Here is a 26,240-nt window from a genome sequence, read left to right on the forward strand (position 1 = left end):
CTTACAGAGGGGTTATGGGGGAAACGAGGCCGGATCCAGTACCCAGGTTCAAGATTCTTTCGGCCGCCTCCCCCAAGACAAACCAGGGGCCGAAGTACCAAAACTGACCCCCACTTCCACTTTCTCTATAGCGCGTTAGAGAGAAACTGAAAGTAGGGGTCAGGTTTGCTACTTCGGCCCCACGGAGGAGGAAGCGCATGCGCGACGATGGGGCGCGTTAGGCCGCTGACCTGCGGCGACTGTGCCGCCGGAGCCTGGCGATTGCCTTCTGAGCGGCCTCCAACTCCTCGTCCAGTTTGGCGCGCTGTCCGTCGGTCATGCCGTCGATGATGTCAGTCGACAGCTGACTGATGATCGTCGCGGCGCCCTTGCTCAGGCGCAGGTGGTCCGCGACGAGGGAGCCACTGGAGGAAGGGGCGGCGGGCTCCACGGCCGGCGCCGCCTTCTTCGACTTCTTCCCGACGTCTGCCGCTGCGAGTTCGGCGCGGGCGACCGTGACGATAGCCGCACGGGACGCACGTCGTTCGCGGCCACGGGCTACGGGGCTGAGAGTTTTCAGGCCGTAGTCCTCCAACTCCTCCGCCGACAGCTCGTCGCGCAGGATGTTGCCGATGTGGTAGCGGACGGCCCCCTGAATCGTGTCCTGACTGTCCTCGGGGATGTTGGCCTGCCGGTAGAGCTCCTGCGCCTTCCCGCGGTAGTCGGCGCTTCTGCCCACCCAGTCTGTACGCCCGTCGGTACCGATGCACCGGCTTCGCAGGGCTACGAGGACGACCGCGATTGACCGCAGGAGCGTCTTTTCTACGTCCTTCACGCGGTTGTACTCGCGGACGTATGCCGCTCCACGGGCTACGAGCTGGTCAGTGCTCTCGTCTTGGATGCTGGCAAGAGACAGTTCGGGAGACGCTGACGAGACACGTGCGACCGGTCCTCGTCCAACGTGGACGGGGTCAGAGGTCGGGGACATGCGTTAGCTCCTCACGGTGGGTGTAGGCACAGCGTAGCGTCAACTTAGGGCGCCCTGTCTAGAGCGCCCCTTGTGGACGTTACGTAAAAGACTTCCCGCAGATACCGCAGATGATAGGACCAAGATCGGCCACCGACTGCGCCGCCCAGATTCGACGCGCCGGGGTGCATCCGCACCGGAACGACGGCCGACCTGCGCGTTTCGACGCCGACTTAGGTGCCTCCAGGTGCGGCAGGACGTCGGGCAGGATGCGCGCGAGAGCCTCCATGTCCGGGACGTGCGCGGCCCGGGTGGCTGACGTCATCCGCGGGTCTGGGTACCCCTTGACCCGGTCGCGCTCCCGCTCCTCCGGCCATTCGAGGCCTACCTCTATGGCGGCTTTCAGGTAAGCGTCATTGTGGTAATAACCGCGGGTGGCGGTGTCCTTGATCCCTCTCCGCCAGCACAGTACGTGCGCAGCATCGTGGAGGAGGGACGTCACAATGTCCTCAGGGCCGGCACACAGGACGTCGAGGCTGACGGCCAAGCCCTGAAGCACGTCCCCCGGGGTAAGGCTCCACCTGTCCGGCCCGTGGTCAGCGGGTGGCGCTGTGGTCACTACGGCAATTTGCGCTTCTGGTAGATCAGGTAGGTCCGCTCTGATGCGGGTCCACGCGGTCGTTAGAGCGTCTACCAAAGCGCCGGGTGAGGTCGGCATGATCGCTAGGGTACGCCCGGAAATCTCCACCACGATCCCTCCGTGAGTCGACTTACGGACGAGGCTGGAGGAAGTGTGCCCCGTTGTGCCCTCTGCCAGGCGACATGAAACAACTGTGTGCCCTAAATCACAGGTTCCTCCGCCTCCTCCGTCAGGCGTCTGGAGCGGCCATGGTCATGCCGGAAACGCAAAAAGCCCCCGCCCTCCCACAGGGGGAAGACGGGGGCTTCGGGTGCTACTGGTCAGTCGTTGGGCTGACCCGCTTGCGCGTCGACTCGCCGATGATGATCGGGAGGACGACGGCTCCGATTACGGCTACCTGTTCCACGTAGCCGCTGACGTCGAGGCCAAGCCAGGCGCCGGCCGCGAGGATGGCTGACGCGAGTGCCGCGCGCAGTCGTACAGGTTCCTGCGCTGCGAAGAGCTGCGCCGCAACGAGGCCGCGGAGCACGGCATCGTTGACGGCCGACTTGACGCGGTTGACGACGTCCTTGACCAGGGTATGGAAGGGCTTCATGTGGTCCTTTCAGGAGAGGGATCGTGCGTACTGACGGCGCGACTCGTCGGTGTGGAGGGCTGTCCACACCGCGTGCGTCCGCACCTTCAGCTCACTTAGGGAGCCTGAGTTGTTGATCACGTAGTGCGCGTCCGTGGCCGTCAGCGCACCTTCGGACTCGTGGTCCAGCTGCAGCACGCCCGGCCGGTCGATGTAGATCAGGTGGAAGCCGGCACGGCGGAGGGACTCGGCCTCGTTGGGGTAGCGGACGTCGGTGATCACGACGGGTCGCCCCGTTGCGCGGTTGACTTCCTCCGCTCGGGCCAGACCGGCGCGGAGCCAGACCTCGGGGTCAACGGTGCGCATGGCGGCGCCGAGCTCCTGAAGGATGCGGCGGACCTCGGGTTCTTCCTTTGCCTGCTCCCAGCCGCCCCACTCGACAACTTCGGACAGCCTCGTGTTCTCCGTCCCGTAGCCGTCGACGGTGAACGAGTAGACGACCGGGTCCAGCCGCAGCGCCGCTTCCTTCAGCGGGTCCGCGAAGGCGACGCGCTCGTATCCGGCGGCCTCACGGAGGATCCGTCCGACGGTGTCCTTGCCGACGCGTGCTCGTCCGATAAGGCCGATGTTCATGAGCGTCCCTCTCCCCTGCTGTTGGTGTTGCAGGGGTTATGGGGGAATCCCGGGCCGATCCAGTACCGGCCCCCAAGATTCTTTAGAGCGGCAGCAGCGGCGTCAGGGCACGCGTCATCCACCGCGCGAGTGCCTCGTGTCCCGCGTCCGTCGGGTGCACCGTGTCGGCGCCGATGTACGTCGCGGCGTTGGCGGAGGTGATGAACGGCGTCTGGGAGCTGATCACCGTACCGGCCTCGTTCCTCGTCTCGCCCGTCACGAGGGAGACGAAGGGGAGGCCCGCGGTCTGCGCCGCAGTCCGAAGGGTGGTGTCCGTGTTGGTGATGCCGGCACCGGGCGACGCTGTCGGAGCGATGGGCCCGACCACGATGATCTGCGTCGACGGGAGCGCGGTCTTTGCCGCGGAGTACAGGGATGCGGCGGCCGTCGCGATGGCCGGCTGAGATCCCCCGTTGTCGTTGTACCCGCCCTTGATGATCAGGACGTCAGGCGAGTAGGCCGTGACGTCGGCCGCCAGGCGGTCACCAAAGACTGCGTAGCTGCCGGCAGTGACGTAGCCCGTGCCTCCGCGCGCCTGATCCCAGACGTCCGTTACGCCCAGCATTCGCGCCGCCCGGTAGAGCCAGGTGCCTGTACCTCCGCCGGAGTTCTGCGTACTGCCGTCGGTGATCGAGTCCCCCAGCACCATCAGCCGCCCGCGGGTCGTCACCGGACGGTAGAGGCGGTAATCAGAGCCGATGTAGATCCCGCCGAACGGGACCGAGTAAAGATCGAGCCTGATCCGCCGGTACGTCGAGGAGCCGAAGACGACCTTCAGCATGTGGCCGCTACCGGCCGTTGTTCCTCCGACGCTCTGAGGGGCCAGGGTGACCGGGCGTCCGTCGATGGTGAGGCGGTACATGCTCGCGGAGCTGATGTACTTGAACCGCATTTCGAACTCAGGGGCGTCCGTGACGAACTCCAGGGCCCACGAGCTCTGACCTGACGCGTACGTGTGCGGGATCTTGCTCGTCGGTAGGGCATAGGACGTGTCGGGCGCAGAGGCGCCGATAGCGAAATCGGACGCTCCGAGGAAGAGGAAGTCACCGCGGACGTCGCTACCGCTCAAAGTCACCAGGGGCGGAGCGTGCTTGATCGGCGTCGCAATGCTGCTCGTCGTCGTCTGTGCTGTCGTGATCGTCGGGGCGCTGCCGGAGTAGAGCGGGTCGATCAGCGACGGATCCGGGATGCCTCCGCGTCGGATGCTCTTCCGCTGCTGCGCGGCGAGAGTCGCCTCCGCCGTGGTTACCCGTGCCGTCACCGTGGCCGGTGCGTATGCCGCGTCCGCCCTCGTCACCTCCGCTGCTACGGCTGCAGCAGCGGTGCCGACAGGGTCAGCGTCGACGTCATCCGCGTCGAGGACGACGGCGCCCGTCAGGCCGTTCACGGAGCTGATAAGCCCGCTACCGGCCAGTGCGACGCCGGAGGGCCAGGTGCCCGTCTTTGGCCCGTAAATCGTCCACGTGGCCGTATCGATGTAGAAGTCACCCGCGATGCCGGTACCGACGCTGGGGGCGCCCGTCCCACTGAGGATCGTCTTCCCTGGCGTGCCCGGTGGGCCGATGACGGGGACGTAGTTACCGCTCGCGGGGTTCGCCGGCGCGATGTCCGCCAGATTGACGTTAGGCGTCCCCTGCGGCAGAGCGATGGCGTAGGAACGCGAGGAGACGTCCTGGAGACGTTCAATCACGTTGTACAGCCAGTCAGTGGGCTGCGCCGATGCGTTGTCCGTGGCGATCAGGACCACGCTGAACGCGCCGTCGACGAGCGTCACCGTCACGGAGCCCGTGGCGATCGTGTCGGCGCCAGAGATCGTCAGGAGCGACGGGGCGGAGAACGTGACGGTGCCGGAGATCGGCGTCCCGTCGGGGTGGCAGTAGCGGCCGGTCAGCGTGACCGTAGCTACGCCAGGGGGAAACGGCATGGTCAGTCCTCCGCTCGGGGTGGGTGCTGGCCGATCAGGAGGTGTTCCGCGTCATGGCCGGCCTGCCACTCGCGGATGCGGGAGACGTCTTCGCGGATGTCGTCGATGTCGTCGCGGACGTCGTCGATGCGCGCGTGCAGTGCAGCGCCGAGCGCCTCCAGCGACTGCCGCGTTTCCGCACCGTCCTCTGCTACGGCGACGCGGGTACGCCGCAGAAGAGCGACGAGGGCGGGGGCCGCGCCCAGCCCGGCCGCGACGACAACTGCCGCAGCCGAGATGAGCGCGATCAGAACTTCAGGTCCCATCAGGCGCGCACCGTGAATCCGTGCTTCGCCCCGAGCTTGGTCAGGGACGTCTTTCCAGGGATGCCGTCAGCGTCCGCCCCGGAATAGCCGAGTCGACGCTGCCAGCCTGCGTAAGCGGTTCGCGTGAGGGAGCCGAACGATCCGTCCTTCGCGTACGACGCCGACAGCAGACCTTCGCGCTGGAGCGCGGCCTCCACGGGCCGGACATCCGCGGCGCTCGTCGTCCCGCCCTGCGGAAGGCCCGGGTCGCGCTGGGCTGCGCGGATGACGGCCGCGAGAGAGACGCTGGGCGTCGAGGGAGCTGGCGGCGTCGGGGTGGACGTCGAGCCGCCGGCCGCCAGGAGCGCCGCGCGGTCGATGTTCCCCGGGTCCCAGTGATCGTTCCCAGGAACGTTCGAGTGGCCGTAGTGGCCACCCCGAGACGACCACACGGAGGCCGATCGGTTTGACGCGTCGCTGTAGCTCTTCGCCAGCTCCCCCGCCGGCCAGTCGTCCGGGACGCCCCACGAGCGGATTGCGCGCATCAGCGCCCGGAAGTTGGGGCCCGGCCGCCAGTACTCCGTAAAGGGCTTGGCCGCTCGGGCGAGCACCTCGATCTGAATACACGCCGCACCAGTGCGGTTCGTCCTCAGGCTCCCGTAGTTCCGCAGCGCCCGCGCGGACTGGTTCAGTGGCCCGTACTGGGCGAGCCGGTCGGTCGTCGGGTCGTAAAGGATGTGCGGCTCGGAGGCAACTGAGATCAGGTAGGCGCCGACGCTCTTGAAGGCCGCGTCCCCCGCCCCGCTCTCCGTGGTGTGCCAGACGACGCGGGCCGGCGCGGATGGGGTGTCCATCGCCCCGCCGATCGAGCCGTCTCCGAGTCGCTCAGCTTCAGCAATCCATATCTCACCCATGTGGGTTCCTCTCCAGGGCATGAAAAAGGCCCCGTCGGTGCGGGGCCTGACAGTTGTTGGGCGGTGGGTCAGCTGAGTGGGTAGCTCACTCCGTCGAGGGCGATCCAGCGGGCCACGGCTGCAACTGGGGCGGTCCCTGTTGGCGGCAGCACAGCCGTCAGATTTCCGTTCGGCTGCACGGTTAGCCACCCGAACAGATCCGCCGCCCACTCCGTCGCCACGATGAAAGTTCGCTCGCTTGCGGGCCGGATGGCGTTGGGGAGGCTTGCCAGTCGAAACGCCGTTGCGTGGACCATTGAGACGAATCCGGAACGCTGAATTTTTCCGCGAAGTTCAACGGAGTTGTTGACGATTCGATAGGCGGGATTAGATGTGGAGTACGGCGCGTATCCGGAATCCAGGGACAACGGCACCCAACCGCCGGGCGTGATGGTCACCCACGCTGTTCCGTCGTAAATTTCCTTTCGCTTTTCGGCGATCAGGAAGCACTCCATCCCCGCCACGGGGGAAGTGATCGTCGCAGCGCGGGCGTTGGCGTCGGCAAAACGCAAGTTGAGTCGTGGAACGACGCCGTCAACGAGGTTGGACATTGCTGACTCAATGTTGGGCGGGTCACTCAGCAGTGGAAATTGAATGTTCTGATCGAGGTCGTCGACGCCGGGCATGGATTCTCCGTCGGTATGAGTCGGGGCATGGCTGAGATTCGGGACGCCCCTTCAGCTACGGGCCCCGACAGGTAGGGATGCGCTATGCGGGATCCGGCTCCGTCGCCAGCGCGCCGACAATGAGCCAGTTGCCGGCTGCATTGGTGGCCACCATGACGTGATCTCCGGCGGCCGGATTCCAGCCGCGGAGGTACCGGACCGCGAGGACCGGCCCACGTCCCGTGTCGACGTCGGCCGTGCCGTCCAGATGGACAGCAGTGACGACCGCCAGCATCCAACCCGCGGCGTTCTGCTCTACGGCCGTCTCTGCGGCCCTCTGGATCGCGTCTGCGAGCCTCGTCATGCTGGTTCGTCCTTCCCGCCGCGGAGGGTCAGCGACGAACTTCCAGTGGCCGTCAGGGGGATCGTCAGGGCCTGCGCAATGAAGAGTTGCCGGCGCCCCGCATACCGCATGCGAATGCAGTCACCGGGTTCTAGCGCGGGGTTAGGTGCGGCGGTTACCGATACCTGGATATTCGGTGCCGTGGCGTCAAAGAGCATCGACTCCGCAGCAGCGAGGCACTCCGCCTCCGTCGTCAGGAGCGCCGACGAGTAATAGCGGGGGACGCGTCCGAAAGGACCGCCCCAACGCGTGGGGCTCGCCGGGTCATCGTCGTAGGCAACGGCGCTTACGGGCGAGGAGTTCGATGCGGCGTTCTCACCGGACACCACAACGGCGTTGTAAACGGCCGTTCTGGACATCGCGCGCGCCGCTGACATCAGCGTTCCGCCCTCCCCATCCGCGATGTCCCAGACAACGGGGTTAGTAAGCGGGTTGGGGGTGTCGGTGACCACGAAATGGTTGAACGCATCGCATGCAATTTCAGCGTTCATCGCTCGCGCAACGCTGGTGACTGCGTCCCATCGGTCCGCTTGCACATTCCACGTTGCTACCGGACAGAGAGGGTCCCGCAGATCTCCTGTCGCGTTGATGACAACGGCTCCGGGGATCGTTTCCTGAATCAGGAACGTGATCACGTCCATGCACGTGAAATAGCCAGCGGACGAAGTGGGCTGCATGAAGCGGTCGTCCTGTATCGCTACCTCTGCGGACTTCCCGGTCAGGGATATCGGGCCGCTTCTGACGTTTCCGGCGGGCTCGTCGATGCGGAAGGTTCCGAGCCGCACCCATTCGGTACTACCGGCGTACGCAATTCCGCGCTTGACGACGAGCTCTTGGCCGTACACCGCCAGAGGATCTGTCGCATCCCAGGGTAGGAGCGACAGGTCTCCGACGGTCAGCGACAGAGAGCGCCGCGTCTTCGATCCGCGGTCCAGAGTTACTGCGCCATCGTTGACGGGGAGCCCCGCGTACGTCAGCTCCCCGTCGTAGTAGGCGTCGACCTGTACCGCCATACGGTGGGACGAGGTGAGCGCCTGACGGAACGTGTTGCTGATCGGCTGCATCAGGGCCGCTCCTCGTCGGTGTAGACGTCGAGCCACGAGGCGTAGCGCATCAGCACGTGGAGCCAGTCAAGATTGCCGGCGCTCACGTCCGCCCACGTGCGCGCGGCAGACCCTGTGAGTCCGCCCACGGGGCGGTCAACTTCGGTCAGCGCGAGCGTCCATGTGCGATCCGCGTAGTCGGCCCACTGGACGACGTGTGCCTCACTGACGTCGCCAACCTGAACATAGGTGTCGTCTTCGCCCCACGTTGATGGCCACTGGATCAGCAGCGTGGACCCCTGCTCCACGAGCCACCAGAGCCGCTGAATTTCGTCCCGAGTCGCGGTGACGACGGACAGCGTGCCCGTGCGGCTCATGCGCACGTCAGTGATCACGATGGGCCGCGCACGGCCGCTGATCTGATGCACGCCCTGTCGGGCCTGGCGGGTCCAGTCCGGAAGGGTCGCAACGGTGAGCGTGGCCTGTCGAATGGGCTGCGTCGGATCCTTGACGACTATGTCCGTCGGTGACGGCTCGGGAAGGGTGATCGGGCGCGACGTAGAGCGCAGGTAGTCGGTCCCTGTGAATGCCCTCAGCAGGTAGCGAACCGGAACACCTAGGGGCGCCTCGTAGTCCGCGGCTACCGCCAGGTCCCCCGTGATTGGGACCGCCTCCATGTCGCCGCTCTCGCCGCGCACAGCCGTCAGGGCCCCGTCGTCGCGCATGCGCCATACGCCGTAGTGGGTGTGGCCTCCGACCGTCAGACCCTGCATGCTGATCGCTGCACCGTAGGCGCCGGTGATGACCTCCGCCACGATGCCCAGACCGCCAGCACCTAGGCTGATTTCGTCCAGGTAGTAGAAGTCGAGGATCCCGGGATCCAGCACGCGCACTGTGACGCGGAGAGACGCTGCCCCTGCCGGGGCTACGTCGGAGCCGACGGGCGTGTACCAGCCGGCGGCGGTGCCCATGACCCATCGGAACGTACCCTCAGCGAGCGTTGTCCCCAGTGCGTTGTACCAAGTGAAGATCACGTCGACGTTGACGTCTTGGCTGGACGTGTTGTGGTACAGCCAAAAACCGCACCTGTACGCCTGCCCCGGCGTCACTGGCACCGGGTTGGTCAGCTGCACGCTGGCTTCCGGCCCCACGCCAGTGGGATTGATCCGCAGTGACGCGCCACCCTGCACCGCGAGAATCGTCGACCGTTCTACCGTGCACCCGGTGACAGCAGCCCACGCGCTGGCGTCCACCTCCATGGACTGCGCGTTGTACCTCAGCAGCGTGCCTGGCAGCAGCGGGGCCGGCATGAGTCCCATTTGGTCGCACAGCCACGTCTGACCACCCGCGGATGCGGTAGGTCGGAGGCCGATGCGCGCGCCAACGGCGCCGGGTGGAGCGACGTCGATGGCGGTCACTCGCGTCCACGTACCGGCAGTGAGAGCCCATGTGACCGGCGTTGCCGAGATAAACACGCCGCCCGCGTCGTACCAGCGCAGCTCAACAATGAAACTCGTCGAGGCGCCAGGCTTGACCATTGCCAGCGCTACGTACTCTTGCCCCGGCGTTACTGGCACCGTCGCTGTCGGCTGCACGCGGGTGGCCCCGGACGCCGTCGCTGTGATGCGGAGGCTGTAGAAACCTTCCCAGGAGTCCGACGAGACGCGGTCCAACGTTGCGTTTTGGTACGCAGCCCAGTCGCCAATACCCGTTTCACAGCTTGCCGCTGTGTACGGCATCAGCGTCCCCGGCCACGCAGTGGGAGCTCCGAGCGTCATTACGTCCGCGGCAACCACCGTGCCGGCAGTGAGGCCGGTTACCGTGATCGTCACTGACGCGTAGGCGGCGCCGACCGGAGCGACTGCCGTGATCTGCGGGGGCGGAGTCACCCACGACAGATCGTTCGTCAGCGTCACTCCGGCACTCGTTGACGTCGACAGTGCGGAGCCACCTATAGCGGCGGCGTACCAGGAGATTCGGACCGTCGCGACGCGTCCCGCAGCCTGGTTCAGCTGATGCGTAAAGAACGCGTACGCCTGGTACTCCGTACCGGCCACCACTGGCACTCGTGATGCCGTGGTGGCCGATACGGAGCCGTCGGCCGTAGCCGCCATGCCTAGGGAGCGTGCTCCGAGGAAGAACCTAGTCGAGTGGGACAGCGTGGTGTTGCTCCCCGCTGTCCACCCCGACGTCCCCGATTCGACGCCGCTGACGACGTCCGACAACAGGTTGGTTGGGACGGTCATCCGTCACCGCCCTGTTCGCCCCGCCGCTGGGTAGCGCCGATGTTCGGAGGTGGCTCCGTCAGGGGCGCCGTGTAGACCGGTCGGTCCGGCACCGGTTCGGTCACCGGGTCCCCCGGTGCCGACTCGTCTGCTGTCACAGCCGCCTCCCTGCGGTGAGTTGGTCTACCGCGACGGATTCGCGGTGTTCAATGCGGACGTCGACAATGTCCGTGATCTCCCGGTCACCCACGTAGACGTGAGCGACGAGGTTGACAGGAGCGGCGCCGCCGGACGTCGTCCCCAGCCCCTTCAGGCTCGACGCCTGCCGGGCCATCGCCACCGATTCGCGGTTGCTGTAGACCTGCGTCGGGGAGAGGAAGCGGACGAGCTCCGGGCCCTGCTCGCCAACCCACGCCAACTCGCCGATACCGGGGAACCCGCCGCTCGCGTAGCCGCCGGGGCGGTCGTACGCGCGTGGCAGGGACCCATAGCGGCTGAGTGCGTACCGCATCGACGCGTAGATGTTCGCGATTGGATCGACGCTGACGCCGTGGAGGTAGGGACCAACCCCGCGCATGGGGCCGGAGTAGGCCTCCCACGTGCCGCGGATGAGCTGCATGAGGCCGACCGACGGCGTGCCGTTCCGGGCGTTGATGTCCCAGAGGTTCACCGCCCGCGGGTCACCGCCGGATTCCTGCATCATGCGCCGAAGCGTGGTGTTCGCCATGCTCTCCGGCTGTCCCACCATGCTCAGCGCACGGAGGACCGCGGGGCGCCAACGAGCGACGCCGGAGCCGCCGTTACCTCCTCCGCCACCCCCGAGGTAGGTCATCGGGTCCACGGCCTGGCCGTTCACCCGCGCTTCGAGGTGGAGGTGCGGGCCGGTGACGTTGCCCGTCGCACCGACGCGCCCGATCGTTTGACCGGCGCTGACGGTGTCGCCAACCTTCGTCAGGATCTCGTTCAGGTGCGCGTACAGGGACTGCACGCCGCCACCGTGGTTGATCATGACGTGATTGCCGTACGGGCCTCCGCCCGTCGCCATGCTGACCTTGCCGCCTGCGACAGCGCGGACGATGGTGCCGATAGCTGCGGGGAAGTCGAGGCCGGTGTGACGACCTGACGACCACATGCCGCCGGCCTGGCCGAACGGAGTGCCCGCACGAGCGTCAACGGGAGCCGACCACGTCCCGCCGCCAGCGCCGCTGAAGTTGAACCACTCAAGAGCCTTGTTCTTCAGGCTCTCGATCATCTTCATCGGCATCTTGCCGACGGCCTGCGCAAACGGGTTTGCCGCCAGTGCCGTCAGCTTGTTGCGCACTCCGCCGGTCAGCTCGTCGAAGAGCTCAGACGGGTTTGTCAGTGCGTCCCATCCGCCCTTCAGGAGCGAACCGACCTTTCCGGCCTTGTTGGACACCCAGTCGACGATGCCACCCGTCGCGTAGGCCGGCATGCCGGACGCGATGGCGCGCTGGACTCCGCTGACTCCGCCAGAACGGGCAGCAGCGTTCCACGAGTTGATTCGGTCGGCGCCGATGGCGCGCGTCCACTCGGGACGCATGATCGCCTCACCGCCACCAACGGCAATCAGGCGGTCGTCACGGCCGGGCGAGTAGCCCGACATGATGCCGCCCGTGTGGAACCCCTTGAACTTCTCCAGCGGGTTCACGCCGGTGATCTTGGCTACGGCGTTCCAAACGGGCAGAATTCCGCGGTTGTAAACCACGTCCGCGACAAACTCGACCGGGCCCTTGCAGATTTCCTTGATCTGATCCCAAGCGCGTCCGATGTTGTCCTTCGTCGACGTGAATCGGTCGCCCAGTTCACCTAGCAGATCTTTAAGCCGGTCGATGTGCGGCTTGACGCCTGAACGGTAGAGCCACGCCGCCTTCTCCCCGATCCACTCAAAGACAGGGCGGAGGATGTTTTCCCAGACCCACGAAGCCGCGTCGCCCAGCGCCCTCAGGAGAGTCATGAAGTTACTGAAATGCGGCTTGATGGCGTTCTCCCAAAGCCAGAGCGATTTCGCTCCGACCTCCTGGAAGAACTGCTTCAGGAAGTTGTCCCAGACCCACATAGCGATATTGCCGAGGAGCTTGAACCACAGATAGATCGGCGTCAGGACGGCTACGACAAGAATCGTGTAGAGAATCCGCCCATATTCCCAGATGTTCTGAAAGGCAGGCTTTATGCCGTTCTCCCAGAGCCACATCGCAACGGTTCCGATGCCCTTGATCGCCCACCAGAGGGTCTCGAAAACCGGCTTCAGGACGACTTCCCAGAGCCACACCGTGGCCGTCTTGATTCCCGCCCAAGCCGTGTCAACGGCCGTGCGGAACCATCCGACGTTCTTGTACGCCCAGATGATGCCGATCACGAGCAGGCCGACGACGAGGACGATTGCCCTGATCAGCGGCACAATGCCGGTGGCGTTAATTGCCGCCGCCCACCCTGCCGTAACCAGCGTCGCGCCGGCGACGGCAATCTGATAGAGACCCATTGCGGCTACGAAGGCCGCCATGCCGATGGTTATCGCCTTTTGGACGAAGTACATCCCCCAGAGAACCTGGATAAACCCCGGTGCATTCGTCGAGAGCCAGCTGACGGCCTTAAAGATCGGCGAAAGAACTTCGAACATGGTCTGCGAGAGCGGCGCCAGCGCCTTCCCCACGTCGAGCATGGCAGTCAGTACGTCGCCGAGGAATTCGGCCAGTCCTGGAGACGTGTCCTTGACGTATGCCAAGAATCGCTCGAATTCCGGCGAGCCCTTAAGGCTCGTCCCCCACTTCGCGAACCGCTCGGTTATGGAGTCCGACCGGGTCGCGATGCCGTCCATGTGCGGAAGGAAGGCGTCGATAATCCCGGCTATGCCTTCCAGTACATTCCCAACGGCGACGCCAAAGCCCACGATGGCCGGCTCCGCCTGATCGGCAATGCCCTTCTTGAACTCCACCCAGAACGGCGTCTTCCAAGCCGCGGACGCCTTGTCCATCAGGGTTGTCACGCCGCGAGCAGCGGCCAAGACGAGCGGCGTCAGTCCGGGGAGAGACGCTTTCGCGCTATTGACCCCGCGGGTGAATATCGGCATAGTCTCCGGGTGCAGCGACTTCTGCCATTCCGTGAACGCTGCCTTCAGGCCCTGGGGGCCTGCGATCGAGTCGAAGAGTTCCCGCTGTGATGGCGTCAGCTTGGCCAGTGCAGCCTCGTAGGCCTCCGTCTTCGACGTCGCGGCGTCACTTACCTTCGAGGCCGACAAACGAGCAGCGGCAATGCCGCGCTCTGCCGTCGTGATGGCCTCCGCGGCCTTGACGTGCGCGTCTGATACCGCCTTCTGTGCACGAACCAACGCCGCAGCCTGATCAACGGTTGCACGCTGCGCGTCCGTCACTCGCTGCTGCGCCCGTCGGACGACCTCCGAGCCCTCCACCCCGGCCTTGCGCTGCTCAGCGGCCGTTGACGCGAGCTCCTTATGCCGGGCCGTCTGATCACTCAGCCCCTGAACCGCCTCGTCGTAGGCGAGTTGTGCCCGTTCGCGCTGAACGTCGGTGGCCTTCGTGTTGCTGAGCGTCTCGTCGAGTTCGGCCTTCGTCTCCTTGACACGGAGCGCTGCGGAGCGCTGATCCAGCGCCGAGCCGGCCAACTGCGCGTCGAGCGATCGAAGCTGCTGCTCTGCCGTGCGGCGCGCCTGCGTGAGTTCCTGCTGCGCCGTCAGCTCAGCCTTTTGGGCATCCGCGAGACTGCGTTCCGCACGCGCCACCTGATCCGACGCCGCAGCGATAGACGAGGCTGCGGAGCGACGGGCCGACGTCAGCGCCTGCTGTGCACCGGCCATCTGAAGCGCCCGCTGCTGCGCCTGAATCTCAGCGTTGGCTCCCGCGGCCGTCGCTCGGGTGGCGTCGTCGCGAGCCTGCGTCTGCGCCTGTATGGCCGTCGCAACGCCCTTGATCGCGGGCACCGATGCCAGCGTCAGGGCGCCCAGCGCGCTTCCTGCTGCCGTCGCCATGGTGACGATGGACCCGAGCCCGGCCGCCATGACGGGGCCGATGGGGATCGCGATGAGCGCCGCAGCCTGAATCGCGAGCGCCAGGAGCGCCGTTCGGGCCTCGCGGGTACTGACGTTAACGTCAAGATCGATGTCTGAGGCGTCCACCGCCGCAATCTCCGCGCGGATCTCCGCCAGAGCCGCTCGGGCGGTGGCGGTGTCTGCGCGGACCGCAATGTTCGGGTGGTTCGCACCCAGTCGGCGCAGCTCCGCGTCAATGGCGATGATCTGCCGTTCGGCGTCCGCAGCGTCAATGTCGATGCCGATCCGCTTGTTGCTCAGCACCTCCATCCGGGCCCGGAGCCGGGCCAGTTCGGCGTCTACTCCGGTGTCCCCAAGCCGGATGTCCAGCTTCGGCATAGCACGGAAAGCGGCCGTCAGCTTGGCGCGGAGGCTTCGGGCGAACGCGCCTCCCACGTCGTTACCCTGGCGGGTTGCAGCCGCGGAGGCCGCGTTTCCACCAGCTGTGATGGCCTGCGGAATGGCAATCACGATGTTGTTGGCTATCGCGTTGCCCATCCGCTCTCCCGCCTCCCGACCCACACGGTCGGCGATGGGGAGAACGATCGCTTTCAGCTTCTCGTGGAATCCGGGAACAATCGGCACGACGTCGACGGCTACGCGGCCTACGATATCGAGATCAGGCATCACGCCTCCATCGGCTGGTCTCTCAGCCGCGGATCAATGGCGCGGCGCTGCTCGTCCGTCAACGTGCGGCGCACAGCTGACTTAGGCGGAATGCCTGGCCGGGACATCGGCTCAAATTCCGGCGCCGTTCCGCCGGCAGCGGCAATCGCTACGTGGCGCGACAGAACGATTTCGTCGCGCAGTGCGGCCAGGAGCATCTCAACGGCACTCCACTGACCCAAGTCGGGACGGTAGTCGCCGGATGCTGTGAGTTCGCTCGGATCAACGGAGTTGCGAATCTCAGTCTTCGTTGCCGATTCCGGCGGCAAGTGCTCAATGAGCACCCGGAGACGCCTCAGCGAAAGGCGTCCCCGGTATACGTCAAGCAGATCGATCCCGCGGAATGCGAGATCTGCCTCTAGCGCCTCCGCGTGGTCTTCGAGGACGCGGAGCGTGCTCCAGACTTTCCCGGGGTCTCTCCAACCGACGCCATGGCGTCGGCAGTGAACTTGTTGATCTCGTCAAACGTGGCGTCGATCTTGATAAACTCATCCACGTCGTCCGGGTGCAGGGCGCCACCCTTTCGGTTGCCGTCTTCGTCCAGCGGGCCGGCAGCCCAGCCGTCGTAGTCCCCTTCGCGAAGTGCACGAAGGTAGGACGGCCGCCACTGGGTAACCGGCTTGATGCGAAGTGCCGTGCCGCACAGCTCAGCCGAGCCGTACTCCTCCGTCGCCTCGTTCTCCTGAGCCTGAGCGGGGGTGGTAGCAGACATGCGCGGGTCTCCTAAGTCGTTGTATGTTTGCGCGGGTCTTGTAGGTTTGCTTGTAGATGAAGCGGGGCCCGGACCCGCGCAGATACGGGCCCCGCTGGTTCATTAGGCGAAGAAGCCGGAAACGTCGGTGCCGCCGAACTTGATGAACTTCTTCACAGCTGCCGCCGTTGCGCCCTTGTAGAACTTAAAGGTCATCTGCACCGGGACTACATCGGACGTCTGAGACTGCTCGTCGCCACGCTCGGAAACCTTGCCGTTCGGCATGTAGTAGCGAAGCCGCTTGTTGCCGTCCATCGAGTCAAAAATGAACGCGTATCGAAGGTCAACCGCCTTATCCGGCAGGTCGTACGACGCGACGTCGGTCGTCGGCTCCAGCGAGGCAAGGGGGACGTTGTCGTAAAGCGACCGAACCGCCGGGTTCAGCGCTTCCAGGAAAGTTACCTGGGTGGTCTTCGTGGACTTCGTCAGGAGCGTTCGAATTGGCTCCAGCGAGCCCGCAGCTTCAACGTCCTTAGTCTCCTCCTCCATCTTGAAGAGACCGCCCTCAGTGGTCGTCCACCCAAGGTTCAGCCACCCAGACGCAGGGTCGCCAAAGGCCGCTGGCGGCGCAGTGTTCGCCGGCGCGTAGTACACGAGGTAATCGGTTCCGCCGAACGTAAGATCGGCGTTGCGGGTATCCGCCATGAGCCCTCCAGGGCATGCGAAAGACCCGAAAGCCGAATGGCAGACGGGTCGGAATGTCAGGGGTTATGCGTCCCGGAGGCTCACGGTGTAAGTGGCGCCGCGACGGTAGACAGCAGGGTTTGCCCATGGCTGCCGGGACGGGCCGGCGTCGCACCGAACATCGCGCACCACGGCGTCTCCGACCGGGCCGCGGAGGAAGAGGAGTGCGTCACTGATCGACTTGGCAACGGACCGCGCCTCGTCGGCCGTGGCTGCGAAGACGTCTACAGCGATCCGCGGGTGACCGCTAAACCGCTCGTCCGCACCTCCGACTCGCTCGACGCGAACGAAGGGGAGCCGCTCCTCCAGATCCGGGGGCGTCTCAGCACCCGCCGTAACATCGAAGGCACCTTCGATCCAGGGCGCAATCACGGACTCAACGTCAGCCACCGAAACCCGCCTTCACCGCGTCAATCGCCTTTTCGAACGGCGCGTAACGGGGTACCCGTCCGTCCCCCTTTTCCACTCGCCAGGCGTGCGGAGCGGTGTTCATGACGCGGGCACCGGAGCGAATACGGGGCTTGCCGCGGAAGGGCACGTTCGCGTTCAACGGAACGACCCAAAACGACGCCTTGTAGAGGCCGGGGTGCCGGTCCTCTTCCGGGTCACCGATGGGGGAAACAGACTGCGCCGCCTCCATGATCTTCAGCGCCGCGTCTCGGCAGGGGCGGTGCAGCCAGGGCTTCGAGAGCATGGAGCCGATCCCGGAGTAGCGTCCCGTGTACTTAGAGCGGTAGCTCATCAGCCCGTGACCTCCCGCACCGCAGCTTCAACCCGGGCCAGGGACGTCAGGGGGAAGATCGTCGGTCGCCCGATGACCTCCCACACCTCATTGCCGCGGACTATCCGGTCTGCCGGGCGGACGTCGGTGCCGAGCGGCGCAGCGAACACGCGGCGGGTCTCCACCGTTTCCGACGCATCAGCCGTCTCCGACGAGGATCCGACGGTCACGCCGTAAGGGCTGATCACTCCGCAGTTGTCGACGCGGATCTCTACCGGCGGGCCTGCGACGTATGAACCCGTCGAGTCCCGCACCCTTGGGCCCGGCCGCCGGATGTAGCACGTCTCCGAGAGGAGTGCGGCGATCAGGCTCATGACGGCCGCCACGGCGTCGTTGTCAGCGGAGTCGTGTCCTCCGGGGCTACGTCGAGCATCCCGGCGCCGGACGCCATCCCGACCGCTCGTCGCAGCCGGCGCCGCTCATCTCCGGAGAGGACGACACCGGTCTGTGTGTCGGCGTACGACACGAGCATCCCGCCCGCCTGTTCCGAGCGGACTCCGCCGGGGTTGGTGAGGACACGTGCCGCGACGGCCAGGGCCGCGCTTTTGACGCCTGCCTGAAGGGGCTCCGTCAGACGGTTCCCGACCTCACCACGGATCGCGTCGAGCGTCATCTCATGGATGAGATCCCCCTGGGCCTGTGTCAGCGGCCGGCCCATGAGGACGGCTAGCTCAGTCGTCGTGAACAGGAGCATCGACAGCCGCCTTCCGTCGCGCGGTGCGGCGGGGAGCGGGTGCTCTAGGTGCCGGCTCGGGCTCCGTAAGTCGACTCACGGAGGGAGCCTCCGCCCACGCCTTCGGGTTGGTGATCTTGGACGCGGCCCACGCAGGGACCTCGTCGTCAGGGCCGTAGACAGTGCTCCGGCCCTCGTCGTCCATCACGTGGACGTACGTTGCTAGACGTGCCATGCGTGAATGCCTCGCGTTTCCGATCAGAGAACGTCAGCGACGAAGGAGAGGTCCGGGGCCGCCACAACAGGGAGCGCGATTGCCGTCGCGCGGGTCCATACAGTCTGTGGGTCTTCGCTCTTGTACGCACCGACAGCAACACCCGCAGCGTCGCCCGCCAGGCCGTAGCGCGGGTCGTCGGCCTCCACCGGCACACCCCACAGGGTCTGTCCGAGAGCGTCGCCCTGCGCCGGCAGGAAGGCAAGCTTGTCATTGGGGGTGACTCGCGTGGAAACACCACCGACAGACACCTTGGCGTCATAACGAACGAGCGGCGGAATGCCGTGGTCGGCCAGGATCGCGGCAAGGAGGCTGTCCGTCAGGATGCTCGGCGCCGTCGCGCCCGTCGTCGAGAGACCGCGCAGCTGGGTGTTTCGCTTCAGGGCCGTCCAGATGGCACGGGAGATGAGAACGCTGTCCGGGTCGCCGCCGTTGGTGTCGTTGTAGACCTCAAGCCACGTCTGAAAGTCGCCGATCACGTCGGCCGCGGGGTTAGACCACGCGGTGCCAGCGGTCACGGTGTGGCCCGCGGCACGGCCGAAATCCACGCTCGCCTGCACACCGTTCTCGTTCAGTGCCACGGACGCGTTGAAAATGGCTTCACCGCGCGCGAGCTCCATACGTGCTTCGATCTGGCGGGCCAGGCGAACGCCGTCGTCCAGCATCGCGTCGCGAATCTCCGCGTGCTGGGTGTCGAGGTTCCGGCGCCGGATGCGCTCGTACTCGCCGACGGGCATCTTGCGCGAGATGGGCGGCAGTTCGCCGCTCACCCGGGCGCCACCGGGCCGTACAGCGATGTCCGACTGGGCGTCGTAGGCGCGGAACATCGCGGCTTCAGTCAGACCGCCTCCGCCCCGGGTAAATCGGTAACTCAGGTCGTTGATAGTCCGGTTCGGCAGCCACCGATCCAGGGAAAGCGCGTTCTCTGGCCGGTCCGCCAGAGCCGCTCGCGCATACCCGGTCAGCTCCGCCGGGGTCGCGAACTCGTCAATAAGCTGCATGGGTTAAGGCCTCTCAGATGAAGATGACGCGGGCGCCGAGGTCGGTCTTCCCTGCGGCATCGACGGCTACGGGGAGCTTGGACTCCCTGACAAAGCAGTGGACAAGCATCGAGCCGACCGCAGAGCTCAGCGTGGCCCCCCGCTTCGTCACGACCTCCACGCCGGTAAAGAGGAAGCCCACGCAGGTCTGCCGGCCGTCCGATGCACCGTCGTTGTAGAGGCCGTACTTACCGGAGGCAGTGATCTTCCCGAGCGGAATACCGCTCTTGATGTAGCCGTCTGGGTAGTGGGTGCCAGCGGTAAAGGTCGAGGTGTCGAGCGTGATGCTCAGTGGCGCGTCGGTGCCGTGCTCGCTGCCGAGCCAGTCACGCCGATCCTGGGAAAAGCTCTCGGTAATCAGTCCGAGATTCATGGTTCCTCCGGTGAGGGTGGTTAGTTTTTGCCGTGGCGCAGGCGGTAGAGCTCAGCGCCGGTTGCGGTCGTCTTCGCACCCCCACCTGCGTCGGAGCCGCGCGGACCGCCAGAGCGGACGTTGCCTCCCTGATTGCCGCCCTGGGGTGTCCCGAAGTCGGCCAACAGTCGGTCTGCGGAGGCTTCGAGCTCCTCCTGAGTGGAGCCCTGGAGCCAAGCGGCCTGTGCGGGAGTGAGCTGCTTCGACGCCGCTACCTTCGTGCGCAGCAGCTCCGCCGTGGCGGTCGCAGCCGTCGCTTCCGCAGCAGCGCGCGCAGCTTCCGCGGCGTCCTTCTCCGCCTGAAGTCGCTGAGTTTCGGTGAGCTCCGCAGTCTTGCGGGTGGTGAGCTCCGCGTCTGCGGCGCGCAGGCGTTCCAGCTCTGCAGCATCCGGAGAAGCCTTTACGGCGGCTTCGTGCTTGCGGGACTGGTGCTTCCAGTACGCCAGCTGATGTTCAACGGACATCGAGGCAATCGGCGTCGCGTCCGGATAGCCGTGCTCGTTAACGGCCGGCGCACCACCGCCACCCCCACCGCCGGCGCCCGGGTCGTCCTCGAAGAGGTTCCAGGGCTGAGCAGCAAACGTGAGCAGATTGCAGCGTGCGAGAGTGCGTCGAGGCATGCAGGGTTCCCCTGTCGGGAGTCGTCGGCCCATGGCGGGCGTCAGGTCGGAAGGTGAATGTCGTCGGGGCCGGTGAATCGTTGACCCCTGTAGCCCAGCACCGGACCAATTTCGCCGTGCTCGCGGGCAATAATGATCTTGCGGTAATCCATGGCGCGGCCTCCGCGGTCGAAGTCGCCTAGCGCGGCCTCCACGGCGTCGTGGATCGCCTCTAGTCGCTCTTCGTCGATGACCTGGCCGGGGTCCTCGTCGGCCGTCACGAGCTTGACGAGGCAGTCACAGCCCGGGTGAATCGGGGCCAGGTCCCGCTTCCGGTAACGCTGTGTCGAGGCGATCATGCAGAGAGCACAGTCGTACTCGCCCTGGAGCTCACGCACGGTGTACTCGAACTTCGGCATGTCGTCGCCGACCTCCCGAACCGTATGGGTCCGGGCAAGCTGAAGATCAGTCTTGGCGATCGTCTCCAGCCTGTGAGCGCCGCGCGCTAGCGCGACGTCGAGCGGCTCGCCCGTTGAAAGGGCTGTCCACACGTCTTTGAACGGACGCTCGTAGACCTCCGCGGGATCCACGTCTCGCAGCGCACGGCCAGTGACCCGGTCAAGGTCGAGCCCCGTACGGACGTCCTCGTCGGCTATCTCGCGGTATAGGCGTTCCAGATAGGCCGTGGTGAGCGACGCCACCTGGCGCTGCCCGGCGAGCATCGCAGGGAGGGCGGTCCGCTGAAAGCGGCCAACATCCTCCCCGCGCCACGATCCAAGATCAGTCCATGCGCGGTTGACGCGGCCAAGGGTGGTTGCCCATATGCCGCGGACCGATGTCCCGTACTGCCGATCAAGCCGCGTCAGCGTCATCGTCGCTCCGTCGGCCGATCACCGTGCGGCTGTCCCGCTGGTCGCGCCGGGCCTGAAGGTCGTCCGGCTGCTGTGGGGCCTCCGCAGGAGCAGCAAGGAGCGCGTCCGCCGCGCGGTCAACCTCCATGCGAGCGATCTGCGTCGGCGTGTAGCCGAGATCCTCCATGCGCTGACGCCACGGAACGCCGGCAGCCTGCTTCTTCACGGCCGCGTCGGCAAGTTCCGCCATCGTGCGCGACTCAGGGTCACGCCAGATCGTCTCTGCGGTGTACGCCGTCGCACGCTGCTCGTCGCCGAGAACGCGGAATGCCAGTCGCATGACGGATTCCCAGCTCTCACCAAAGTTCCGCTGCCGGTCGCGCACCTTCGAAACGAGGCCTGCCTCCGCCTGCGTCAGGGCTGATCCTGAGACGTTGACGACGGCACCAATCAGGTAGTGCGGTGGGGTACGGCTGACGGCTGCAAGATCCTGCACCGCCGCCTCCACCGCCCGGACGTACGGCATGAGGTCGGTGGAGGAGAATTCTCCGAACTTCACTTCGTGATCCGCCGTGGTCCACAGCTTGCGAATATCGAGCTGGAACGGCTGGATCTTCTGACCCGTCATCGGGTCCTCGTCGACCTCCAGTCCGGCGGCCCAACGCTGGCGGAAGGCGCCGTACTTCATGGCGGCGATCAGGTTGATCAGCGAGAGGTTGATGCGGTTCTGGATCGTGAGCACGTCCTCGTGCTCCGCGAATCCCTCGGGCCGACGGTTGCGCCGGTTGATGAACGGAACGAGGGGCACGGCGCCGAGGGTGTTCTCTGCTGTGTTCTCCGTCTGGTTCGGCAGGATCCACGCATCCCACGCGCGCAGCTCGTTGGCCCGTAGGGCAAACGTCGGGGTGGCGTTGCTCGTCGTAAAGTGATGGATTTTGTCCGGGAGCCACAGCGTTGCCCGCGTGTCGCCGGTCCAGTCGTCCCGCCAGAGCTTCAGACCCGCGGCGAGCTTTCGACGGTTGCCCTGCGCGTGCTCCACGGCCACCTGCCGAGGAGTTTCGTGGGTCAGGACCGGGCGCCCGTCGTCGCCTCGCTCGACGAGGACGAAGGCTCGCCGCTGAGACATAGCGCCGTAGTGGACGAGATCAGAGTCAGCGTCCATCTCGTTTTCCTGCCAGATCCGGTTCGCGTCCTCGTCGGCCGCCTTAGCGGAACTCTCGCCCTTGTCCTCACCGAACCGGAAACCGTCGACACCCAGCCGCTCGGTCGGGGAGTCGATGACGAGCGACGTCCAGTTCGTACGCGCGTCCCGCATCCACGCCGCAACCTCCCGCGGGTCAACGCCGGGGACGTGCGGCATTCGGGGCCGGCCCTCTGCGTAGTCCCGCAGCGTGTCGAGTCCCGGAGTGCACTCACCGGCGGTGTCGGTGTAATCCTCACGCTCGTCGAAGAGCCTCTTCCCAAGCCGCTTAAGCCACCATCCCGGGGACTCCACCTTACTAGCGTCGATAGGCATTCACGGGCCCCCTCTCAGAAGGCAACGAGCTTGGAAGAGCGCTTTTTGCGCTTCGTGATTCCTGCGGCAACGGCATCCGCGCGGCATTCGTAGGCGAGCACTGCGGACATTGCGGCGTCGATTTTCTTCGGGCTCTTGGCGTGCTCCTTGCCGATTCCGAGGTGATTGCGGCCCATCGGCCGACGACGCGCGTTCCTCACGTGGCGTGTCAGATCGGAGCCGAGCCGCAGTAGCGCTGAGGGCTCGTCGACGTCGAGGGACTCAGCGTGCGACAGTCCCTTGTCTTCCACGGCCTCCATAAAACGATCAAGGGCCGTTTCCATATGGGAGGGGCGGTTGGTCCACCACTCCAGCGGCCTGGCCTGCGTGGCGCGGACCTGGAGTTGTTCGCCGTGCTCGGCGGTCCAGCGGTCCACGTAGTCCTGCCAGTGGGGCGGGTCGGCGTAGAACCCACAGACCTCGTAGCGCTCGAAAGCGCGGTTAACGGCGTTGTCGACGCTCTCGCGGTCAACCTGCCACCCTTCACCCTCGGGCCCTTCAGGCTTCTCCCAGACGCCCAGCAACATCAGGTGGCCGTCGCTCACGCGGCAGGCCGTCAGGGCCGTTGCGTCGTCGCGAATAGAGCCGTCGAAACCCAGCGTGATCAAGTCACCCGCGGCTATTTCCTCCGCGCGCCGGCAAAGGGCCCAAGCGTCGGGGTCCATCCACGCGTCGGAGGACATCGTTCGGGAATTCAGGAAGTACCGCTTGCCGTCCGCGGAGTCGTTGCGCAGATCGTAGAAGTCGTCAACGAGGGAATCGATGTCCATCCACTCCATGGCGTCGCCGTAGGCGTCGATCAGAGCGGCTCGGAGCTCGTCCTCGTTCTTCAGATCCTTGCACTCGCCCCAACGGTGGTCGTACATGAGGCGAGCACGACCGCGCTTCTTGCGACCGCTCTGGATCGCTTCCGCTTCCTCGTACGTCCGCTCTGCGACGGAGTCCTGACCTGGGGCGAACATCGTGGTTGTTTCGAGGTACCACGTCTGTGCGCCGCGCTTCCTCTTGCGAAGATTTCGCGTAACGGTCGCGTACATGCGCCGAAGCTCAGGGGTGTTGTAAAGGTGGGTTTCGTCAAAACAAACCCACGTTTCCTTTCCGCCATCCTTCGACGAGGATGAAGCGGTTGACGGCATGATTTCTCCGCCGTCGGGGAGGATGATTCGGGTCAACCCAACGTCGACGTTGGGGACCTGCGACAGGGGCGACGCCTCGTCGGTCAGGTTGAAATGGATGGTGTCGAAGACGTTGCCGGTCTGGCCTTCCTCCGTCGCCATGATGCGGAGGTACGGCACCTTGACCGGCCGGCCCATCGGCTCGCCAGGTTCGTAGACGTACTCGAACCCCAGCCCCCACGGATCGCGGTAGACCTCTCCGCCCTCTGCCCAGCCGTCGAAGCGGGCGGGCCCGAAGGCTTCGAAGAGCCCCAAGCGGGCGCCAAGGCCCGACTTATCGCAACCCTTTGGGCGGCTGAAGAACGCCGAGTCGTAGAGGAGTCGGCCCTCGTCGTCATCGACCGCGTAGCAGTCCACGACGAACCCCGTGTATTCGTCACGGTGACGTACGGGCTCGCCCTGAACGTCGCCAGGGCCGTGGACTACGAAGTACTCCATCCATGCGACCGCCATCCACCCGAGAGAGCGGGCGCGGTCATGACCGGGGGCGCGCACGATGGTGCGCGGCACGCGGTCTCCTATCCAGTGAGGCGGGCTCGTCGAGAGCTGATGTCACTGACGTTGTCGGGGCGCTGTACGGGCGCCTGACGGGCGTTCGCGGGGTCGTCGACCTTCAGCTTCAGGCGCGCCCGGTCCTCAGGTGTGGCGCCGAATTTCGCGGCTCGCAGGCGCACTTCAGAGGCGAACTCCCACCGGCCCTTGGCCCACATCGTGTGATGCATCAGGGCGGTGTCGATCAGGAAGAGCCAGTCAGTCATCACGAACGTCTGCGCCTGCGCGCTCGTGCGCCAGGAGTCCCACCACAGTTGCGTCATGGGGTGCCAAGGGAGGAACTCCCCGGTCTCCTCGTCGACGCCTAGAACGCCCTCCGGCAGCTCCGGGCCGCGCATCTCGTCGTCGGGGACGATGACGGTCTCTGGCTCCGTGGCGTTGCGCCGGCGCCTCTTGGCCGGGTCCTTCGGGGCGGGGCCTCGTCCAGCCATCAGCCACCGCCTCCGCTCGCGAACCACTTCACGTGGGCACATGCGCGCTTGGCCAGGTCGGCAGACCAGAGCAGGCGCCGAACCGCCTCCTCTACGCGCTGGGTGTCCTGTTCAGTCCACGCGCGGACTGCATCGTCGGCCTCCATCACAGCGTTTGGATGTGCAGTCAACTGCCAGTCAGTCATCTGACCTCCCGGGTAAGGAACGGCCGCACCGTCCCCTGTCGGGAGCTACCGGGCCGTCAGCTTGGAAACCACCGCGGAGAGGTCCGCGAGGATGGACGGGCAACCGCCATGTCGGCGCCCCGTCATTGCGATGTAGCGGCCGGTCCCGTAGATCTCCACGGCCGTACCGTCGGGACGTCGGACGCGGCGTCCCTGTCGGACGGCCGCGCGGCCCCAGATATGCAGCCCGTCGCCGGACGGGGACACCTCTACGTAGGTGGCGCCCGCGTCGCGGAGGATGGCTGCGGCCCACGGCGCCAGGCGGCCCGTGAGCGGGTTGAGACAGTGGTCGAGGTCAATGCACGCGATGTCGTCGACGTCGCTGAGGACGAAGCCCAAACCAACGCCGGCCGTCGATGCGGCAGCGTCCGCGTAGCTGCTCCAGGTCCGCGCGTTCGTCGACGAGGCCGCCTTGCCGGCGGTCGTCAGGGGGACCTTTTCCGCGGAGCGGCGTACCCACCTGTCGCGGGTCGTCAGCTCGTCCGGAAGCGCCGTCGCCCTGGCGCGCGAAAGCGCCTTTCGGCAACGGGGTGAACAGGTGCGCGCGTGGCTCCGCGCCATGATGGCGAGCGGGCCGGCGCAGTGCTCACAGGTTCGGGTCACGGATCCAGGATACATGCGGCGCGTCACACTTTCAATGCGTTGACCTGCACGAATACCGTCCGAGCGGGGTTCGAGGCGCTGTGTGCCCGCCTCCCGTTTCGGGGGTCAAAGCAGTCCAGCCGACCCCGGATCGACGCTCCAGCGGGCGCCTGTGGACGCCTTGGCGGCATCCTCCAGACCCGTACAGACAGCGAGAACCAGCACCTGTACGGTCTCCAGGGAGTCGATCATGGGATCACCCCCCTGGTGATCATGGTCATTCGATCTTGGCAGCGAAGCCGGCGCGGGGCTCCCGACGATCACCGTCGGCAAGATCACCACGGATCTCCAGGCGGCTCGGAACGATTACCAGCGTCACTGTCGTCACGCCTCCGCCACGCTGCCCAACCCTGATCTTCGGCACGGCTGCAAGCCGGCCAACGTCGACGCCGTTAACGCTGACGTGCGTAACGATCACGCCGTCTTCGCCCGTGTCGTTCTCCTCCGTCAGTACCACATGCGCGCCGCTCATGGGCGTCGCTCCTGCACCACAGCACGGACACGTGCGCACGCTGGACACGCATGCACACGCCGCATGTAGCTCACGTGTATGGGGCCCACGCTGTGGGCTCCAGGTGGCCACTCCATGGGCGGCATA

At 65.9% G+C, this 26,240-nt stretch carries 27 protein-coding genes; all 27 read right to left on the reverse strand.

All coding sequences use genetic code 11. The annotated features are described in order from the left end of the window. Window positions 1-217 precede the first annotated feature (217 nt). Window positions 218-814, reverse strand: coding sequence for a hypothetical protein (locus IH80_RS0121910; protein WP_030962667.1), 597 nt, complete (start codon window positions 812-814; stop codon window positions 218-220). A 1,085-nt stretch (window positions 815-1,899) separates the two neighbouring features. Further along, complete coding sequence (locus IH80_RS0121920) at window positions 1,900-2,181, reverse strand: hypothetical protein (RefSeq protein WP_030962670.1); 282 nt, start codon at window positions 2,179-2,181, stop codon at window positions 1,900-1,902. Between the two features lie 9 nt (window positions 2,182-2,190). Continuing rightward, window positions 2,191-2,793, reverse strand: coding sequence for a hypothetical protein (locus IH80_RS0121925; RefSeq protein ID WP_063757325.1), 603 nt, complete (start codon window positions 2,791-2,793; stop codon window positions 2,191-2,193). Between the two features lie 82 nt (window positions 2,794-2,875). Beyond that, on the reverse strand, window positions 2,876-4,756 hold the full coding sequence (locus IH80_RS40980) for an SGNH/GDSL hydrolase family protein (protein WP_030962673.1): 1,881 nt from the start codon (window positions 4,754-4,756) through the stop codon (window positions 2,876-2,878). A gap of 2 nt (window positions 4,757-4,758) precedes the next feature. Further along, on the reverse strand, window positions 4,759-5,061 hold the full coding sequence (locus IH80_RS0121935; RefSeq protein ID WP_030962674.1) for a hypothetical protein: 303 nt from the start codon (window positions 5,059-5,061) through the stop codon (window positions 4,759-4,761). Beyond that, on the reverse strand, window positions 5,061-5,954 hold the full coding sequence (locus tag IH80_RS0121940; protein ID WP_030962675.1) for a peptidoglycan-binding protein LysM: 894 nt from the start codon (window positions 5,952-5,954) through the stop codon (window positions 5,061-5,063). The genes IH80_RS0121935 and IH80_RS0121940 overlap by 1 nt, the downstream gene beginning before the upstream one ends. A gap of 68 nt (window positions 5,955-6,022) precedes the next feature. After that, complete coding sequence (locus IH80_RS44870; RefSeq protein ID WP_030962677.1) at window positions 6,023-6,619, reverse strand: hypothetical protein; 597 nt, start codon at window positions 6,617-6,619, stop codon at window positions 6,023-6,025. Window positions 6,620-6,701: 82 nt separating this feature from the next. Continuing rightward, on the reverse strand, window positions 6,702-6,962 hold the full coding sequence (locus tag IH80_RS0121950) for a hypothetical protein (RefSeq protein WP_234432336.1): 261 nt from the start codon (window positions 6,960-6,962) through the stop codon (window positions 6,702-6,704). Beyond that, a complete protein-coding gene (locus tag IH80_RS0121955) occupies window positions 6,959-8,065 on the reverse strand; it encodes a DUF5047 domain-containing protein (RefSeq protein WP_030962680.1) in 1,107 nt (368 codons plus the stop codon). Before IH80_RS0121955 ends, IH80_RS0121950 begins: the two co-directional genes overlap by 4 nt. After that, complete coding sequence (locus IH80_RS0121960; RefSeq protein ID WP_158943572.1) at window positions 8,065-9,960, reverse strand: hypothetical protein; 1,896 nt, start codon at window positions 9,958-9,960, stop codon at window positions 8,065-8,067. The genes IH80_RS0121955 and IH80_RS0121960 overlap by 1 nt, the downstream gene beginning before the upstream one ends. A 463-nt stretch (window positions 9,961-10,423) precedes the next feature. Continuing rightward, window positions 10,424-14,959 (reverse strand): peptidoglycan DD-metalloendopeptidase family protein, encoded by a 4,536-nt coding sequence (locus IH80_RS0121965; protein ID WP_030962682.1) that lies wholly within the window; start codon window positions 14,957-14,959, stop codon window positions 10,424-10,426. Next, window positions 14,959-15,282, reverse strand: a complete 324-nt coding sequence (locus IH80_RS0121970; RefSeq protein ID WP_234432337.1) for a hypothetical protein — start codon at window positions 15,280-15,282, stop codon at window positions 14,959-14,961. The genes IH80_RS0121965 and IH80_RS0121970 overlap by 1 nt, the downstream gene beginning before the upstream one ends. A 74-nt stretch (window positions 15,283-15,356) precedes the next feature. Beyond that, window positions 15,357-15,710 (reverse strand): hypothetical protein, encoded by a 354-nt coding sequence (locus IH80_RS0121975; protein ID WP_030962685.1) that lies wholly within the window; start codon window positions 15,708-15,710, stop codon window positions 15,357-15,359. A 102-nt stretch (window positions 15,711-15,812) separates the two neighbouring features. Next, a complete protein-coding gene (locus tag IH80_RS0121980; protein ID WP_030962687.1) occupies window positions 15,813-16,394 on the reverse strand; it encodes a hypothetical protein in 582 nt (193 codons plus the stop codon). 63 nt (window positions 16,395-16,457) lie between these two features. After that, on the reverse strand, window positions 16,458-16,823 hold the full coding sequence (locus IH80_RS0121985; protein WP_030962688.1) for a hypothetical protein: 366 nt from the start codon (window positions 16,821-16,823) through the stop codon (window positions 16,458-16,460). Next, window positions 16,816-17,175 (reverse strand): hypothetical protein, encoded by a 360-nt coding sequence (locus IH80_RS0121990; RefSeq protein WP_037880737.1) that lies wholly within the window; start codon window positions 17,173-17,175, stop codon window positions 16,816-16,818. Before IH80_RS0121990 ends, IH80_RS0121985 begins: the two co-directional genes overlap by 8 nt. Continuing rightward, window positions 17,175-17,528 carry a hypothetical protein gene (locus IH80_RS0121995; RefSeq protein WP_030962690.1) on the reverse strand — a complete coding sequence of 118 codons (354 nt, stop codon included), beginning with the start codon at window positions 17,526-17,528 and terminating at the stop codon, window positions 17,175-17,177. The genes IH80_RS0121990 and IH80_RS0121995 overlap by 1 nt, the downstream gene beginning before the upstream one ends. After that, entirely contained in the window at window positions 17,525-17,908 is a 384-nt protein-coding gene (locus IH80_RS0122000; RefSeq protein WP_030962692.1) for a hypothetical protein, read from the reverse strand. Before IH80_RS0122000 ends, IH80_RS0121995 begins: the two co-directional genes overlap by 4 nt. 237 nt (window positions 17,909-18,145) lie before the next feature. Continuing rightward, window positions 18,146-19,162, reverse strand: coding sequence for a major capsid protein (locus IH80_RS0122005; protein WP_030962693.1), 1,017 nt, complete (start codon window positions 19,160-19,162; stop codon window positions 18,146-18,148). A 13-nt stretch (window positions 19,163-19,175) separates the two neighbouring features. Next, window positions 19,176-19,574, reverse strand: a complete 399-nt coding sequence (locus tag IH80_RS0122010) for a head decoration protein (RefSeq protein ID WP_030962694.1) — start codon at window positions 19,572-19,574, stop codon at window positions 19,176-19,178. A gap of 20 nt (window positions 19,575-19,594) precedes the next feature. Continuing rightward, complete coding sequence (locus tag IH80_RS0122015) at window positions 19,595-20,233, reverse strand: hypothetical protein (protein WP_030962695.1); 639 nt, start codon at window positions 20,231-20,233, stop codon at window positions 19,595-19,597. 41 nt (window positions 20,234-20,274) lie between these two features. Next, a complete protein-coding gene (locus tag IH80_RS0122020; protein ID WP_030962697.1) occupies window positions 20,275-21,084 on the reverse strand; it encodes a hypothetical protein in 810 nt (269 codons plus the stop codon). Continuing rightward, window positions 21,065-22,378, reverse strand: coding sequence for a phage portal protein (locus IH80_RS0122025; protein ID WP_234432338.1), 1,314 nt, complete (start codon window positions 22,376-22,378; stop codon window positions 21,065-21,067). The genes IH80_RS0122020 and IH80_RS0122025 overlap by 20 nt, the downstream gene beginning before the upstream one ends. Before the next feature lie 215 nt (window positions 22,379-22,593). Continuing rightward, entirely contained in the window at window positions 22,594-24,303 is a 1,710-nt protein-coding gene (locus IH80_RS0122030) for a terminase large subunit (protein WP_030962700.1), read from the reverse strand. A gap of 8 nt (window positions 24,304-24,311) precedes the next feature. After that, window positions 24,312-24,776, reverse strand: coding sequence for a hypothetical protein (locus IH80_RS0122035; RefSeq protein ID WP_030962701.1), 465 nt, complete (start codon window positions 24,774-24,776; stop codon window positions 24,312-24,314). A 230-nt stretch (window positions 24,777-25,006) separates the two neighbouring features. After that, a complete protein-coding gene (locus tag IH80_RS0122040; protein WP_030962702.1) occupies window positions 25,007-25,618 on the reverse strand; it encodes a DNA primase in 612 nt (203 codons plus the stop codon). 241 nt (window positions 25,619-25,859) lie between these two features. Continuing rightward, window positions 25,860-26,114 carry a hypothetical protein gene (locus IH80_RS0122045; RefSeq protein ID WP_030962704.1) on the reverse strand — a complete coding sequence of 85 codons (255 nt, stop codon included), beginning with the start codon at window positions 26,112-26,114 and terminating at the stop codon, window positions 25,860-25,862. Between the last annotated feature and the right edge of the window lie 126 nt (window positions 26,115-26,240).

Source organism: Streptomyces sp. NRRL S-378 (assembly GCF_000720645.1).
GTDB lineage: Bacteria > Actinomycetota > Actinomycetes > Streptomycetales > Streptomycetaceae > Streptomyces.